Raw genomic sequence first — 15486 nt, 5'->3', positions numbered from 1 at the left:
TGTCAGGAGTCTTCGAGCCGGAAGCCGACCTTCATCGTCACCTGGTAGTGGTCGATCTGGTTGTCGGCAAGGTGGCCGCGGATGTCGGTCACCTCGAACCAGTCGAGGTGCCGCAGCGTCTCTCCGGCGCGGGTGATCCCGTTGGTGATCGCCTGGTTCAGACCCTCTTTCGAGGTGCCGACGATCTCGGTGACCCGGTAGGTGCGATCGGTCATGACGAACCTCTCTCCAGCCTGGCCACGCCCGGGCTCGGTTGCCGAACCGGCGCGGCGTACCGTTGTTGTGAGGAGGATAGATGTCGAAACGCCAGGAGCGGAGCGACGCGACGGTCATCTCGGTGACGAGCGCGCAGCCCGGCCGGTCCGAGGACCTGGACAGCCGGATCGTGCGCTACGCGTGGATGATGTCGATCCGGATCGTCTGCTTCGTGCTCGCCGTCGTCACGCCGTCGCCGTGGCGCTGGCTGTTCGTCGTCGGAGCGATCGCCCTGCCGTACTTCGCGGTGGTGCTGGCGAACGCCCACCGGTCCGCGACCCAGCCCGCCGCGGACCCGTACGTGGCGCCCGCCCGGCCCGCGATCGGGGACCGGCCGACGGTCGTCGTACGGGCCGACAACGACGCGTCCGACGACCCCTCCGGCGACCCTTCCGAGGACCGTCCGGCCGACACCGAAAAGTGATCTCGGCCGGGACTGGAAAACTTGGACTGATCCGTGTCAGAATCTCCCGCGTGCTCTGAAGTTCACCGGTGAAATTCAGGGACTTGATGCGGCGTCGGACGGCTCCCCCCGTGGCTGTCCGACGTCGCTTCATTTTGCCCAGGCTATTGATTATTGAGACATCAGGAATGCAGAGGAATGGCACCCGCGGATGACTGAAGAAGGCACACCTGCGGTCTGCTCCGCCAAGGGCTGCGGGAACCCGGCGACCTGGGCGTTGCTGTGGAACAACCCGAAGATCCACACCCCGGACCGGCGCAAGACCTGGCTGGCGTGCGACGAACACAAGGACAGCTTGTCCGACTTCCTCGAGCGCCGGTCATTCCTGCGCGAGGTCGAGCCATTCACCGGGTGAATACCCGGTACCGAAAAAGTACATTTCCGGATTGGGCCGGTACGACCGTCAACCGCCGATCGCGGACATCGGCCGCGCGGGTTGCAGGAAGCTCGGGTCGTTGATGCCGTGACCCGGCAGTTTGTTGAGCATCGCACGACGCCAGCGATCGGCCAGTTCGGTGTCGTCGGCGCCGGCCCGCAGCGCGCTCCGCAGATCCGACTCGGTGCGTGCGAACAGGCAGTCCCGGACCTGACCGTCGGCGGTCAGCCGGACCCGGTCGCAGTCCCCGCAGAACGGGCGCGTCACCGACGCGATGATGCCGACGGTTCGCGGCCCGCCGTCGACCAGGAACGTCTCGGCCGGCGCACTGCCGCGTATCGACGCGTCGTCCGGCGTCAGGTGGAACCGCTCGGCGAGCATGCCGAGGATCTCGTCCGCGGTGATCATCGTCGTCCGGTCCCAGCCGTGCTGGGCGTCCAGCGGCATCTGCTCGATGAACCGCAGTTCGTAGCCGCGTTCGAGGCAGAACTCCAGCAAATGCGGCGCATCCGCGTCGTTCACTCCGCGCATGAGGACCGCATTCACCTTCACCGGCGTCAGACCGGCGTCGTGCGCGGCCTGCAGGCCTGCGAGCACGTCCTTCAGCCGGTCGCGCCGGGTGAGTTTCTTGAAGGTCTCCGCGTCGACCGTGTCGAGGCTCACGTTCACGCGGTCCAGACCGGCCTCCTTCAGCGCGGCGGCCGACCGCGCCAGACCGATCCCGTTCGTGGTCAGCGAGACCTCGGGGCGCGGGTCGAGGCTCGTCGTCCGGGCGACGATGTCGACCAGGCCGCGGCGCAGCAGCGGTTCGCCGCCGGTGAAGCGGATCTCGTGCACACCAAGGTGGGTGACGGCGATCGCCACCAGGCGGACGATCTCGTCGTCGGTGAGCAGCTCGGGCTTCGCCAGCCAGTCCAGGCCCTCTTCCGGCATGCAGTACGTGCACCGCAGGTTGCACCGGTCCGTGAGCGAGACGCGCAGGTCGGTCGCGACCCGGCCGTACCGGTCCGCCAGCCCTGTTCGCGTCACTTCCGGGGTCACCGTCACGCCCCCAGCCTACGTGCCGCGCGCCGGTCGTTTCAGGCTATGGCTTAAGTTCGAGACGTGGGTCGCTTGATGAACGTCCGCTGGATCGCCGCCGCGCTCGGCGTGCTCCTCCTCGCCGGCGTCTGTGTGCAGCTCGGTCGCTGGCAGCTGCACCGCCTCGACGAACGCAAGGCGCGCAACGAGGTGACCCGGACCAACCTGACCGCGCCCGCGGCGCCGATCGACCAGATTCTCGGCCCGCCGGGGGTCGTGGGCGACCAGCACGCCTGGCGGACCGCTGTCGTCACCGGGCGGTACGACGCCTCCAAGCAGGTGGTGCTGAAGTACCGCAACGTGCAGGACAAGCCGGGCTTCGAGATCGTCACGCCGCTGGTCCTCGCCGACGGCAAGGCGGTGCTCGTCGACCGCGGGTTCCTGGCCCGGCAGAGCTCGGAGCTGATGCCGCTGCACGTGCCCCCGGTGCCGGCTGGTGAGGTGACCGTCACGGGCCGCCTGCAACGCAGCGAGCGCGGCGGCCGCACGAACGGCGGCACTCCGGACGACGGTACGGCGCGGCTCATCAACGGGCCCGACTACGCGAAGGTGCTCGGGCTGGACCTGTACGACGGCTACCTCACGATCGACAAGCAGGAACCGGCCAACGACCCGGCGTTCAGCGGGTTCCCCGGTCCGGAGATCGACGACGGGCCGCACTTCTTCTACGCACTGCAGTGGTTCTTCTTCGCGCTGCTGGCCTTGGGCGGCCTGGTGTACTTCTCCCGTCAGCAGACCCGGGACACCGGCGCACCGCAGCAGGTTGTTGCTGCGCGCAACGAAACTCCCGAACCCGTGAAGCACGGCGACTGACGCGCTGTTTGCCGTCGGCCACGAACGGTCGAGGTGCGCGGCCGGGGACGGTGCGGCAGGATGGTGGTGTGGACCTTGGACTACGCGACCGCACCTACATCGTCACCGGCGCCAGCGCCGGGCTGGGTTTCGCCACCGCGAAGGCGCTGGCCGCCGAAGGTGCCCGGCTGGTCATCTCCAGCCGCAACGAGGAATCGATCGCGCGGGCGGCCGCCGAGCTCGGCGAGAACGTCGTCGGCATCCCGGTCGACAACGCGGACCCGGACAGCGCGGAGCGGCTGGCCGCGACCGCGATCGCCAAGTGGGGTGCGCTGCACGGCGCGCTGATCAGTGTCGGCGGTCCGCGCGCCGGGACGGCGCTGGACACCGACGAGGAGGACTGGCGGGCGGCGTTCGACAGCGTGTTCCTCGGCGGCCTGCGGATCGCTCGCGCGGTCGCCCGGGCGGGCGCGGAGGACACCTCGATCGCGTTCGTGCTGTCGTCGTCGGTGAAGTCCCCGATCAACGGGCTGGCGATCTCGAACGGCCTGCGGCCCGGGCTCGCCATGGTGGCCAAGACGCTGGCCGACGAGCTCGGGCCGAACGGGATCCGGGTGAACGGGCTGATGCCGGGCCGGATCGCCACCGACCGGCTGAAGGAGCTGGACGGCAGGTCCGCTGACCCCGACGCCGCCCGGCGCGCCGCCGAGAAGACGATCCCGCTGCGCCGCTACGGCTCCCCGGACGAGTTCGGCCGGGTGGCCGCGTTCGTCCTGTCCCCCGCTGCGTCGTACGTCACCGGCGCGATCATCCCGATCGACGGCGGCGCCCTCCGCGCTCTCTGAGAGCCTCCATCACCCCCACTGGCCGGGGACGTAGTCGCCGGCGGGCTGCTGGGTGATGACGTTGAGGCGGTTCCAGGTGTTGATGCCGGCGATGGCCGCGACCAGGGCGCCGAGCTGCTCCTCGTCGTAGTGCTTGGCAGCGTTCAGCCAGACGTCGTCGGGAACGCCGCCGGCGGCATCGGCGATCCGGGTGCCGGCTTCGGCCAGTGCGAGCGCGGCGCGCTCCGCCTCGGTGTAGACGGTGGCTTCGCGCCAGGTCGCGACCAGGTTGATCCGGACCGCGGTCTCGCCGTGGTGCGCGAGATCCTTCGAGTGCATGTCGACGCAGTACGCGCAGCCGTTGATCTGGCTGACCCGCAGCTCGACCAGCTCCAGTGTGGCCAGCGGTACGCCGGCGTCCATCGCGCCCCGGGCCGCGGTGTTGAGGTGCTTGACGAACTTGCCGAGGACGGGGTTGGTGAACAGGTCCAGACGAGCGTCCATAACAGGTGTCTCCTAGCGATCGAGCAGGTTCATGACACCTGTTCCGACAAGGTAGGCCCGCCGGTTGTGAGGTGACGTCAGTCACCTATCCGGTTGCCCTGCTCGTCCCAGTGCTCGGCGACCTTCTTGCTCGGCTGGACCCGCGGCGGCTCCCCCGGCATCTTCGGATAGTCCGGCGGGAAGTTCAGCTCGCCGCCGGGGAGCTCCTCCCAGAGCCGCAGCAGCGCGTCCAGCGCGTACGCCGTGTCGTCCATACCGGCCCACGGGTCGCCGTCGGTGAGGTACTCCGGAACCGTGTGCAGGTTGAAGGTGCGCGGATCGTCGAGCTCGGCGAGCCGCTCCCAGGTCACCGGCGTACTGACCGGGGCGCCCGGCCGGGGCCGCAGTGACCAGGCGCCCGCGACGGTGCGGTCGCGGAGGTTCTGGTTGAAGTCGAGGAAGATCGAGGCCTCGCCGCGCTCCTCCTTCCACCAGGCGGTGGTGACGCCGTCGTCGCGGCGCTCGAGCTCGCGGCCGAGCCCGATCGCGGCGTGCCGGACCTCGTCGAAGGTCCACTCCGGCCGGATCCGCACGTAGATGTGGATGCCCCGGTTGCCGCTGGTCTTCGCGTACCCGCGCAGGCCCAGCTCCTCCAGGAGCTCCCGGGCGACGCCGGCCACCCGGCGCGCGTCGGCGAAGGTCGCCCCCGGCTGCGGATCGAGGTCGATGCGGAGCTCGTCGGGATGCTCGAGGTCACGGCTGCGGACGGCCCACGGGTGGAAGGTCAGCGTGCCCATCTGAGCCGCCCACACGGCCGCGGCGGGCTCGGTCAGGCACAGCTCGTCGATCGGGCGGCCGTTCGGGGTCAGGACCCTGCAGGTCACGAGCCAGTCCGGCGCGCCCTTCGGGAGGCGCTTGGAGTAGAAGCCGTCACCCGTCTGCCGGCCGGTCGTGTCCACCGACAGCTTCATGCCCTCACGCCAGCCACCGGGCCAGCGCTCGAGCGCGACGGGGCGGTCGCCCGACGCGTGCATGAACGCGGGAGCGACGCTGATGAAGTACTCGCAGACCTGCAGCTTCGTGACCTCCGGAGCCCATGCGGTCGCCTCGTAGACCACTCGCTCGGGACTGGACACCCGGACCTCACGGTCCCCCACGGTGAGCATCACCGGTGTGCTCTTCGCCATGCAGCGACCGTATCGCCCCGCCCGGACACAGCCGCCCGATTTCCGTGCGTCGCACGGGAAAGGCAACTTTTCTCGACCTCTGGCCACGGTAGGTGACCGAGCGGTAACGTTCCTGCACCTCGTTCCTGGGGCGTGAGGCCCCCGGGACACCTGACAAGGAGCGCGAGGATGAACAGATCCGCCCTGTTCGCCGCTGCGACTGCAGTGGCGACCACCACCGCCCTCGGACTGACCAGCGCCACCACAGCAACAGGAGCGCCGACGGCGACCCCTGTCCCCAGCCCGGCCGCGGCCGTCGCCAAGGCCAAGGAGGCGATCAGCGGCAACCTGACCGCGCTGCGGGCCACCACGGCCGACGCGTTCGTGGTCAAGGACGTGATCGTCGACCAGGACGGGTCCAGCCACGTCCGGATGGACCGCACCATCGGCGGTCTTCCGGTCCTCGGCGGCGACGTCGTCGTCCACCAGTCGAAGGACGGCGCCTTCAAGGGCGCCAGCCTGACGCTGAGCAAGAGCGCGAACGTCGGTCGTACGCCGAAGCTCGGCAGCGCCACCGCGACCGCGAAGGCGGTTGCCAAGGGCCTCAAGGCCGACGGCAAACCAAGTCTGGTGATCGAGGCCCGCAAGGGCGCGCCACGGCTCGCCTACCTGGTCACGGCGGTCGGCACCCAGGCCGACGGCACGCCGAGCCGCATCACCACCACCGTCGACGCCCTGACCGGCGCGAAGCTCGTGAGCGAGCAGCACATCGAGACCGCGACCGGCGACGGCAAGAGCCTGTACAGCGGGACCGTGCCGCTGCAGACCTCCACTGCGACCGGCGGCTACACGCTGACCGACGCCACCCGCGGCGGCGGCTACACCGCCGACGCGAACAACAAGACCGACTCGCTGCTGTGCCAGCTGTTCGGGTTCGGCTGCACGGCCCCGACCCGGTTCACCGACGCGGACAACCACTGGGGCACCGGGGCCAACACCGACCGCGCCACGGCCGCTGTCGACGCGCACTACGGCGCCGCGACGACGTTCGACTACTACAAGTTCGTGCACGGCCGCAACGGTATCTTCGGCGACGGCAAGGGCGTCCCGAGTCGTGTGCACTACGGCTCGAACTACGTGAACGCGTTCTGGGACGGCAAGCAGATGACGTACGGCGACGGCGACAACGTCGTCGCGGGTCCGCTGGTCTCGATCGACGTGGCCGGCCACGAGATGTCCCACGGCGTCACCGAGCACACCGCGAACCTGACCTACTCCGGCGAGTCCGGCGGTCTGAACGAGGCCACCAGCGACATCTTCGGCACCCTGGTCGAGTTCTACTCCAACAACGCCTCCGACCCCGGTGACTACTACATCGGCGAGGAGATCATGAAGGACCGCCCGGCGCTGCGGTTCATGGACAAGCCGAGCAAGGACGGCAACTCCGCGGACTGCTGGTCGTCCGGGGTCGGCAACCTCGACGTGCACTACTCCTCGGGCGTGGCGAACCACTTCGCCTACCTGCTCGCGGAGGGCACCGGCGCGAAGACGATCGGCGGCCTGCCGCACAACGCGTCGACCTGCAACGGCACGACGCTGGCCGGCATCGGGCGCGACAAGCTCGGCAAGATCTGGTTCCGCGCGCTGTCGACGTACATGACCAGCGGTACGACGTACGCGCAGGCCCGGACCGCGACGCTGAACGCGGCCACCGACCTGTACGGCGCCAGCAGCCCGGAGCGCGCCGCGGTCGCCGCCACCTGGTCGGCTGTGAGCGTCAACTGACGCAGTAGGTCTCGTCGGGTCCTGTCCCACTGGGGCGGACAGGACCCGACGAACAAACGCTTTGTTCCGCTTATCGCATTGCCCTCTGCTTTGTGCGGACCTACCGTCACAGACATGGGTGGGGACCCCGGGGAGGGGCCGCGACTACGGACCGCGCGGCCGGTACTGCTCGTCGTCGACGCTGACCCGGAGCGTCTGGAGCGGTGCGAGACAGAGCTGGATCGTGGTTTCGGTGCGGACTTCCGGGTCCGCGGCGAAGTGACGGCCGCTGCCGCGCTCGACTGCCTGCGGCGGGCGCGCGACTGGGAGCAACGGGTCGCGGTCGTGATGGTCGACCATTCGCTGCCCGATGACGAGCGGGCGGAGATCCTCGCGGCGTCGCGGACGCTGCATCCCGACGCCCGCCGCGCGCTGCTGATCGAGTGGGGTGCCTGGGCGGAGCGGACGACGGCGTCGGCGATCCTGTCCGCGATGGCGGTCGGCGACATCAACTACTACGTGCTGAAGCCGTGGATCGCGCACGACGAACTGTTCCACCGGACAGTGGCGGAGTTCGTCCAGGAGTGGTCGCGGTACGAGGTCGCCAACTGGCGCGAGGTGGTCGTGATCGCGGCCCCGAACTCGGTCCGCGGTCAGGCGATCCGCAGCCTGCTGGCCCGCAACGGGATCCCGAGCGCGTTCCGGGAGAGCGGCTCGGCGCTCGCGAACGACGCGCTGGCGTTCATCGGCGAGCCCGATCCCGGCGACGGTGTGCTGGTGTGGATGCCGGCGGTGGGCGGTCCGGTGCTACACGATCCGACCGACGTGGAGATCGCCGAGGCGTGGGGCGTGCCGACCACACTCGCGCCCGACGCGGACCGGTCCTTCGACCTGCTGGTCGTCGGCGCCGGACCGGGTGGACTGGCCGCGGCCGTGTACGGGTCGTCGGAAGGGCTGCGGACGCTGGTCGTCGAGCGCGAGTCGATCGGCGGGCAGGCGGGCACCAGTTCACTGATCCGCAACTATCTGGGGTTCTCGCGGGGCATCCGCGGCTCGGAGCTGGCCCAGCGCGGCTACCAGCAGGCGTGGGTGTTCGGGGCGCATTTCCTGCTGATGCGCACGGTGGAGCGGCTGGAGAAGCGGGGTGACGTGTTCGTCGCCACCGTCGGCGAGGTGGGCGAGGTCTCGGCGCGGGCCGTGGTCCTGGCCAGCGGAGTGTCCTACCGGCGCCTCGGCGTACCGTCGCTGGAGAAGCTCGTCGGGGCCGGGGTGTACTACGGCGCGAGCGTCTCGGAGGCGCACGGCCTGAAGGACCGGGACGCGTGCGTGGTCGGTGGCGGGAACTCGGCGGGCCAGGCGGTTCTGCACCTCGCGCGGTACTGCCGCCGGGTGCTGCTGGTGATCCGCGGCGAGGACCTGTCCGCGAGTATGTCGCGGTACCTCATCGATGCGATCGACGCCGCGGACAACGTCACCGTCCGGGCGTCAAGCGAGGTGGTCGGCGGGGGCGGCGAGGGCCGGCTGCAGGAGATCGTGCTGCGGGACCGGCCGACCGGTGCCGAGGAGACGATCCCGGTCGACGGGTTGTTCGTGATGATCGGTGCGGTTCCCGGGACCGACTGGCTGCCGGAGCAGGTGGGACGGGATCCGCACGGGTTCGTGCTGACCGGGTCGGACGCCGCGGCGGATCCCCGGTGGCAGGAGGACCGCCCGCCGCAGCCGTACGAGACGACGCTGCCCGGGCTGTTCGCGATCGGGGACGTGCGGAGCGCGTCGGTGAAGCGGGTGGCGTCCGCGGTCGGTGAGGGATCGGTGGTGGTCTCGCAGATCCACACCCATCTCAAGGTTCGTTCGGATGCCTGAGCGCCGCTTCGTGTACTCGCCGGCCATGGTCGGCCTGACCGCACTCGTGCTGGTGATCCCGCTCGCGGGCCTGATACTGCTGCTGCAAAGGCCACAGCTCGACGTGCACTTCGAGCACCACCCCACGCACTTCTGGCTGGTGCTGCTGACCGCCGCGCTCAGCGCCGTCCTCGCCTACACGACCGGAGCGGCCGCCATCCGGCGGGGTGACGCGCGGGTGCTGTTCGTGTCGCTGGCGTTCCTGTCGGCCGCCGGGTTCCTCGGACTGCATGCGCTCGCGACTCCGAAGGTGATGCTGGACACACCGAACGCCGGTTTCACGCTCGCCACACCCGTCGGCGTGGCGCTGGCGTCGGTGTTCGCGTTCCTGTCGAGCCTGACGGTTTCCGGCATCGTGTGGGGGCGAAGGCTGCGGGTCGCTCTGCTCGTGCTGATGGCGCTGTGGGCACTGGCCTCGGTGTTGCGGCTGTGGCCGCTGCACGGCCGGGCCGTTCCCGAGGTTGCCGACGGCATCCTCGCCGCGCTCGCCGTACCGACCATCCTGCTGTACGGCGTCGCCGCGGCCCGGTATCTGCGGACCTGGTGGGCGCGGCCCTCGCTGATGCTGCTGTCGATGATCTCCGCGTTCGTGCTGCTCGGCGAGGCGATGATCGCGCTGGTGTTCGCCCGCAACTGGGCGTTGTCGTGGTGGGAGTGGCACGTGCTGCTGCTCTCCGCGTTCGTGCTGGTCGTCGTGGGCGTCCGGATCCAGTGGTACGAGGAGCGCTTCGCCGACCTGTACCAGGAGGACACCGTGTCCGGGCAGCGCGAACTGAGCGTGCTGTTCGCGGACCTGCAGGGATTCACCGCGTTCTCCGAGCAGCACGAGCCGGCCGAGGTCACGGCGATGCTCAACACGTACTTCGAGGTCGTCGTACCGCCGGTGGTCCGGCGGCACGGCGGCGACGTGGACCGGATCATCGGGGACGCGCTGATGGTCACGTTCAACAAGCGCGGCGACCAGCCGGACCACGCGCGGCGGGCGGCCGAGGCCGGTCTGGCGCTGCAGGCGGCGGCCACCGCCGTACGGGCGGCGCACCCGAACTGGCCGCAGTTCCGGGTGGGGGTCAACACCGGGATCGCGTCCGTGAGCCTGCTCGGGACGGAGGGCGGACGGACCCACACGGTCATCGGCGACACGGTGAACGTGGCGTCGCGGATCGAGGGCAAGGCTCCGGGCGGGGCGGTCGCGATCGGGCCGGCCACGAAGGCGCTGCTGCCGCAGGCCCGCACCGAGTCGCTCGGACTGGTGAGCTTGAAGGGCAAGGCCGAGCCCGTCGAGGTGTTCCGGCTGGTCGCGCTCGGGTGAATGATCACCCGTGCCTTTCGGGCGGGCACCGGGTGTTCACGTGTTGGACCTTGGAACGGCCGCGTGCCGGTGTGAGAATCCGGGCCATGTCTGCCCTGTACGTATCACGGCGCCGCCTGGGCGCTCTCGTGGTCACTTCAAGTCTTGCCTTGGCCGGCGCCGCCGCACTGGTCGCCCGGCCTGCCGACGCCGCGTCCACCGACGTGGTCGTCACCGAGGTGTACGGCGGTGGCGGCAACAGCGGTGCGCCGTACACGAACGACTTCGTGGAGCTGACCAACAACAGCTCGGCCCCGGTCGACGTGAGCGGCTGGTCGATCCAGTACGCGTCCTCGACCGGCTCGTCGTGGCAGGTCACCAAGCTGACCGGCACCATCGCGCCAGGTGCGGCGTACCTGGTCCAGGAGGGTGGCGGCACCAACGGCCAGCCGATGCCGACGCCGAACGTGACCGGGACGATCCCGATGTCCGCGAGCAGCGGCAAGATCGCCCTGGTCACCAACCAGACCGCGCTCGCCTGCGGCGCCACCTGCCACGCGGACCCGGCCGTCAAGGACTACGTCGGCTACGGCACCGCGACCGACTCCGAGACCGCGCCGGCGCCGGGTCTGTCGAACACCACCTCGGCCGCGCGGGTCGACCCGAAGCAGGACACCGACAACAACAGCGCCGACTTCGCCGCGGGCAACCCCTCGCCGGGCACGCTCACCGGCGGTCCCGCCGAGCCGCCCGTCGACGCGAAGATCCACGACATCCAGGGCGCCGCGCACCGCTCCCCGCTGGAGGGCAAGAAGGTCGCGAACGTCACCGGTGTGGTGACGGTCAAGGGCAGCAACGGCTTCTGGTTCCAGGACCCGCAGCCGGACGCGGACCCGGCCACCAGCGAGGGCCTGTTCGTGTTCACCAGCTCCGCGCCGACGGTCTCCGTCGGTGACGCCGTCACGGTCGAGGGCTCGGTCGCCGAGTTCCGCCCGGGCGGTTCCGGCGGTACGACGAACCTGACGACCACCGAGCTGACCAACACGAAGGTCACGGTCACGGCTTCGGGGACCGGCACCGCCGCGGTCCCGGCGCCGACCATCGTCGGCCCGGGCGGCCGGGTGCCGCCGTCGACGGTGATCGAGGACGACGCGTCCGGCGACGTCGAGACGACCAGCACCGCGTTCGACCCGGCCACCGACGGCCTCGACTTCTGGGAGTCGCTGGAGGGCATGTGGCTGGGCATCGACCAGCCCCAGGTCACCGGGCCGACGAGCTCGTTCCGTGAGCTGTCCGTCGTGGCGGCCGGCGCGGGTGTGCGTACGGTGCGCGGCGGCATCCTGCTGCAGAAGACCGACAGCAACCCGGAGCGGGTGCTGCTGGACGACGTCCTGACGCCGATCCCGGACGCCAAGACCGGCGACAAGCTGGCTGGTGTGGTGACGGGTGTCCTCGACTACTCGTTCGGCAACTTCAAGCTGCTGCCGACCACGACGCCGACCGTGATCGACGGCGGCGTCACGCGGGAGACGACGAAGGCCTCGTCTCCGGTGCAGCTGTCGGTGGCGACGTTCAACGTGGAGAACCTGGACCCGTCCGACGGCGATGCCAAGTTCGACGGGCTCGCGCAGGCCGTCGTCCACAACCTCGCGTCGCCGGACATCCTCGGTCTCGAGGAGGTGCAGGACGACGACGGCGCGGTCAACTCCGGCACCACGAGCGCGGACAAGACCCTCGGCCTGCTCGCCGCGGCGATCGTGAAGGCGGGCGGCCCGCAGTACGCCTGGCGGCAGATCGACCCGGTGAACAACGCCGAGGGCGGTGAGCCGGGCGGCAACATCCGGGTCGCCTTCCTGTACCGGACGGACAAGCCGCTGAAGTTCGTGGACCGGCCGGGCGGCGGCTCGACGGTCGCGACCACGATCGTCACCGACGCCGCGGGCCGGCCGCACCTGAGCTCGTCACCGGGCCGCGTCGACCCGGCGAACCCGGCCTGGGCCGCCACCCGGGTGCCGCTCGCGGGCGAGTTCAAGTGGCACGGGCAGACCGTGTTCGTGGTCGTGAACCACTTCAGCTCCAAGGGCGGTGACAACCCGCTGTGGGGCCGCTTCCAGCCGCCGGTGCAGGTCACCGCGGAGAAGCGCCACCAGCAGGCCGCGGCGGTACGCGGGTTCGTGGACCAGATCCTGGCCAAGGACGCGGGCGCGAACGTCGTCGTCCTCGGTGACCTGAACGACTTCGACTGGTCCGAGACCGCGGACATCCTGGTCGGCTCGGGCAAGACCGCGCTGATCGATCTGCCGCGGACACTGCCGCTGCCGGAGCGGTACAGCTACGTGTTCGAGGGCAACAGCCAGATCCTCGACCAGATCCTGATCTCGCAGAACCTGCGGCCGGCGTCGGCGTACGACGTCGTGCACATGAACGCGGAGTTCCCGGACCAGATCTCCGACCACGACCCGCAGGTGGTGAAGCTGATCCCGCTGCCGTCCTGGGTGCGGTAACCGCAGTCTTACGTCGGTCGACCGGGCGGGGTTTTCTTGCCCGGGCGACCGATACTGGTCCTGTGACTGATTCGACCAAGCAGTACGCCGTACAGAAGTCCGACGCGGAGTGGAAGGCGCAGCTGTCCCCCGCCGAGTTCCACGTGCTGCGGCAGGCCGGCACCGAGCGGCCGTTCGTCGGCGAGTACACCGACACCAAGACGGTCGGCGTCTACAAGTGCCGCGCCTGTGACGCCGAGCTGTTCCGGAGCGAGACCAAGTTCGACTCGCACTGCGGGTGGCCGTCGTTCTTCGCGCCGCTGGCCGAGGACCGCGTCGAATACATCGAGGACAGCACTCTCGGGATGAAGCGCGTCGAGGTCCGCTGCGCCAACTGCGGCTCCCACCTGGGCCACGTCTTCGAGGGCGAGGGCTACGGCACGCCCACCGATCTCCGCTACTGCATCAACAGCATCAGCCTGACCCTCACCCCGGCCTGACCTGCGCTCCGTTCGGCCGGTCGGGTCCTAGACTGGGTCGGCTGGTGGACGCAGGGGAAGGAAATCGGTGGCTGACGACGTCCGTAGACCGCGGGTTCTCGATGTGCTGGCGGCGGAGGAACCGTGGGAGGTGCCGGGCGCGTGGCTGTCCCGGATCCGGGCGCAGCTGAAGGCCTGGGCCGACGATCCCGAGGCGTTGCGGCCGTTGCGGCCGGAGGCGTTCCCGGACTTCGTGAAGGGCACACCGGCGGCGGTCTGGTTCACCCACCAGGCCGCGCCGCTGCTGACCGGGTGGATCCCGGTCCTGCACGGTGAGTACGCCGACCTGCCGACCGAGCTGACCCGCGAGTTCTACCGGCCGTCGGCGCGGCTCGGCGGCAACGGCCATGTCATCTACGTCGCGCCGACGGACTGGCACCTGCAGGCGATCGCCGGCGCCCGCGGGTTCCGCGAGAACGGCCGCCGGCACGCGCTCCAACTGTCCCGCAACGTCGTCGGGATGTTCGTCGACGCTCCCCCGATGGCAGCCCGCGCCACCGCCCTGACCGCCGCGTTCGACCGGGTGCTGGCCGACCGCGAGCTGACCGAACTGCACGTCACGGGCGAGTACGACGAGATCGCGAAGTTCTGGCGCACCGACGCGCTCAAGGACTCCGAGCGCGCCGTGCTGCCGGAGCTCGCCGGCCCCACCGCGGCACTGCGCTACTCGCTCAACTCGGTCCGCGACACGCACGCGCGGATGCTGATGGCGAGCCCGGACGAGTACGCCGGCGACTTCGCCCAGGTGCTGGCCGAACTGATCCTCGCCACCGGCCTGCGGGGTGTCCCGCAGTCGGTGGCGAACATCCTCGGCGATGCCACGCTCGACGTCCACAAGGCGCTCGAGGACATTCACGAGGCCTTCACGCTGCCGATCTGGCACGGCCACGTCAACCAGTGGATGTCGCGCGCGATCCGCGGCGGGCAGTCGGCGCTCGCCCGGTCCTGGGGCGCCGCCGCGGCCCGCGTCGGGGTGCACCTGTCCGGTGTGCTGGCCAAGGGCCCGTGGCCGGAGGCCGAGGTCCCGGACCTGACCACGCTGTTCCGGATGCTCGACCGCGAGCGCTGGGCCATCATCGAGAACGCGGCCGCGGCCGACCAGGAGGCGTCGCTGTCGGCCGCCTGGAAGACCGTCAAGGACGACGAGGTGCCGAAGGCGCGTCCCAGCACCAGCGGCGGCACCCTCGACGATCCGATGCCCGAGGTCGTCGACTTCAGCGACGACCCGCTCGCCGAGCTGGACTCGCTGATCGGCCTGGAGTCGGTGAAGGACGCGGTCCGCCGGATGGTCGCCGAGGTCAAGACCAACCTGCGCCGCACCGAGCTCGGCCTGCCGAGTCACGAGCGCGCCCGGCACATGGTGTTCGTCGGGAAGCCCGGTACGGCGAAGACCACGATCGCCCGGCTGCTCAGCCGGATCTACCACCAGCTCGGCGTCCTGGAGAAGGGCCACGTGGTCGAGGTCGACCGCTCCGACCTGGTCGGCGCCGCCGTCGGCTCGACCGCCCCGATGACCGCGGCCAAGTTCCGTGAGGCGCTCGGCGGCGTGCTGTTCATCGACGAGGCGTACAGCCTGACGCCGGAGAACACCCCCGGCGACTACGGCCTGGAAGCGGTCGCGACGATCCTGAAGATGATGGAGGACCACCGCAACGACTGCATCGTGATCGTCGCCGGGTACCACCGCGAGATGCAGCGCTTCATGGAGTCGAACACCGGTCTGCAGTCGCGGTTCCCGAAGCTGCTGTCGTTCAGCGAGTACGACACCGACCAGCTGGTGGCGATCTTCGAGCTGCAGGCGCGGCAGAAGGGCATGATCTACGGCGAGGAGGTGCTGGACAAGGTCCGCACCGTCATCCCGCCGGCGCCCCGCGGCCACAGCTTCGGTAACGGCCGGTTCATCCGGAACGTGCTCGAGGAGGCGGTCTCCAACCAGGCCACCCGGCTGTCCTCGAGCGACCCGGACCAGCTCACCGAGCGGGACCTGCGCGAGCTGATCCCGTCCGACGTCCGGCCGCCCACGTCGATGCGCGCCGAGGACTACCTGCTGCAGAAGCCGGGAACCTAGGGC

14 protein-coding genes are annotated in these 15486 nt (G+C 70.1%); 10 read left to right on the top strand and 4 right to left on the bottom strand.

Going from position 1 to position 15486, the window contains the following annotated elements:
• Positions 1-2: 2 nt before the first annotated feature.
• Positions 3-215 (bottom strand): dodecin, encoded by a 213-nt coding sequence (locus tag ABZX12_RS06915; RefSeq protein WP_131462027.1) that lies wholly within the window; start codon positions 213-215, stop codon positions 3-5.
• A gap of 80 nt (positions 216-295) precedes the next feature.
• Between ABZX12_RS06915 and ABZX12_RS06910 the strand changes: the two genes are divergently transcribed.
• Together ABZX12_RS06910 and ABZX12_RS06905 are read left to right on the top strand one after the other, a co-directional pair.
• Positions 296-679, top strand: coding sequence for a DUF3099 domain-containing protein (locus ABZX12_RS06910; RefSeq protein WP_355690563.1), 384 nt, complete (start codon positions 296-298; stop codon positions 677-679).
• Between the two features lie 190 nt (positions 680-869).
• Positions 870-1073: a hypothetical protein gene (locus ABZX12_RS06905; protein WP_355690561.1), complete on the top strand. Its 204-nt coding sequence runs from the start codon at positions 870-872 to the stop codon at positions 1071-1073.
• A gap of 48 nt (positions 1074-1121) precedes the next feature.
• Here ABZX12_RS06905 and moaA read toward each other — a convergent pair whose 3' ends face one another.
• The gene (gene moaA / locus ABZX12_RS06900) at positions 1122-2141 is read right to left on the bottom strand and encodes a GTP 3',8-cyclase MoaA (protein WP_355690559.1); all 1020 of its coding nucleotides are present in this window, start codon (positions 2139-2141) and stop codon (positions 1122-1124) included.
• 57 nt (positions 2142-2198) lie between these two features.
• Between moaA and ABZX12_RS06895 the strand changes: the two genes are divergently transcribed.
• Positions 2199-2987 carry an SURF1 family protein gene (locus ABZX12_RS06895; protein ID WP_355690557.1) on the top strand — a complete coding sequence of 263 codons (789 nt, stop codon included), beginning with the start codon at positions 2199-2201 and terminating at the stop codon, positions 2985-2987.
• Positions 2988-3055: 68 nt separating this feature from the next.
• On the top strand, positions 3056-3811 hold the full coding sequence (locus ABZX12_RS06890) for an SDR family oxidoreductase (protein WP_355690556.1): 756 nt from the start codon (positions 3056-3058) through the stop codon (positions 3809-3811).
• Between the two features lie 9 nt (positions 3812-3820).
• Here ABZX12_RS06890 and ABZX12_RS06885 read toward each other — a convergent pair whose 3' ends face one another.
• Both ABZX12_RS06885 and ABZX12_RS06880 read right to left on the bottom strand, forming a co-directional pair.
• The gene (locus tag ABZX12_RS06885; protein WP_355690554.1) at positions 3821-4294 is read right to left on the bottom strand and encodes a carboxymuconolactone decarboxylase family protein; all 474 of its coding nucleotides are present in this window, start codon (positions 4292-4294) and stop codon (positions 3821-3823) included.
• A gap of 77 nt (positions 4295-4371) precedes the next feature.
• Positions 4372-5460 (bottom strand): DNA primase small subunit domain-containing protein, encoded by a 1089-nt coding sequence (locus tag ABZX12_RS06880; protein ID WP_355690552.1) that lies wholly within the window; start codon positions 5458-5460, stop codon positions 4372-4374.
• A gap of 168 nt (positions 5461-5628) precedes the next feature.
• On the opposite strand from ABZX12_RS06880, the gene ABZX12_RS06875 reads away from it, so the two are divergent.
• From ABZX12_RS06875 to ABZX12_RS06850, 6 genes are all read left to right on the top strand, one after another.
• Positions 5629-7224 (top strand): M4 family metallopeptidase, encoded by a 1596-nt coding sequence (locus ABZX12_RS06875; protein ID WP_355690551.1) that lies wholly within the window; start codon positions 5629-5631, stop codon positions 7222-7224.
• 114 nt (positions 7225-7338) lie between these two features.
• Complete coding sequence (locus ABZX12_RS06870) at positions 7339-9066, top strand: FAD-dependent oxidoreductase (RefSeq protein WP_355690549.1); 1728 nt, start codon at positions 7339-7341, stop codon at positions 9064-9066.
• On the top strand, positions 9059-10414 hold the full coding sequence (locus ABZX12_RS06865) for an adenylate/guanylate cyclase domain-containing protein (RefSeq protein ID WP_355690547.1): 1356 nt from the start codon (positions 9059-9061) through the stop codon (positions 10412-10414). The genes ABZX12_RS06870 and ABZX12_RS06865 overlap by 8 nt, the downstream gene beginning before the upstream one ends.
• Positions 10415-10542: 128 nt before the next feature.
• Positions 10543-12897, top strand: coding sequence for a lamin tail domain-containing protein (locus ABZX12_RS06860; protein ID WP_355690546.1), 2355 nt, complete (start codon positions 10543-10545; stop codon positions 12895-12897).
• Positions 12898-12959: 62 nt separating this feature from the next.
• Complete coding sequence (msrB, locus tag ABZX12_RS06855; RefSeq protein WP_355690544.1) at positions 12960-13376, top strand: peptide-methionine (R)-S-oxide reductase MsrB; 417 nt, start codon at positions 12960-12962, stop codon at positions 13374-13376.
• Between the two features lie 67 nt (positions 13377-13443).
• Positions 13444-15483 (top strand): AAA family ATPase, encoded by a 2040-nt coding sequence (locus ABZX12_RS06850; protein ID WP_355690542.1) that lies wholly within the window; start codon positions 13444-13446, stop codon positions 15481-15483.
• Positions 15484-15486: the final 3 nt, after the last annotated feature.

This window comes from Kribbella sp. NPDC003505, from assembly GCF_040610875.1.
Classification (GTDB): domain Bacteria; phylum Actinomycetota; class Actinomycetes; order Propionibacteriales; family Kribbellaceae; genus Kribbella.
The sequence above is the reverse complement of the archived record's forward strand: the minus strand, read 5'-3'. Positions and strand labels throughout refer to the sequence as shown.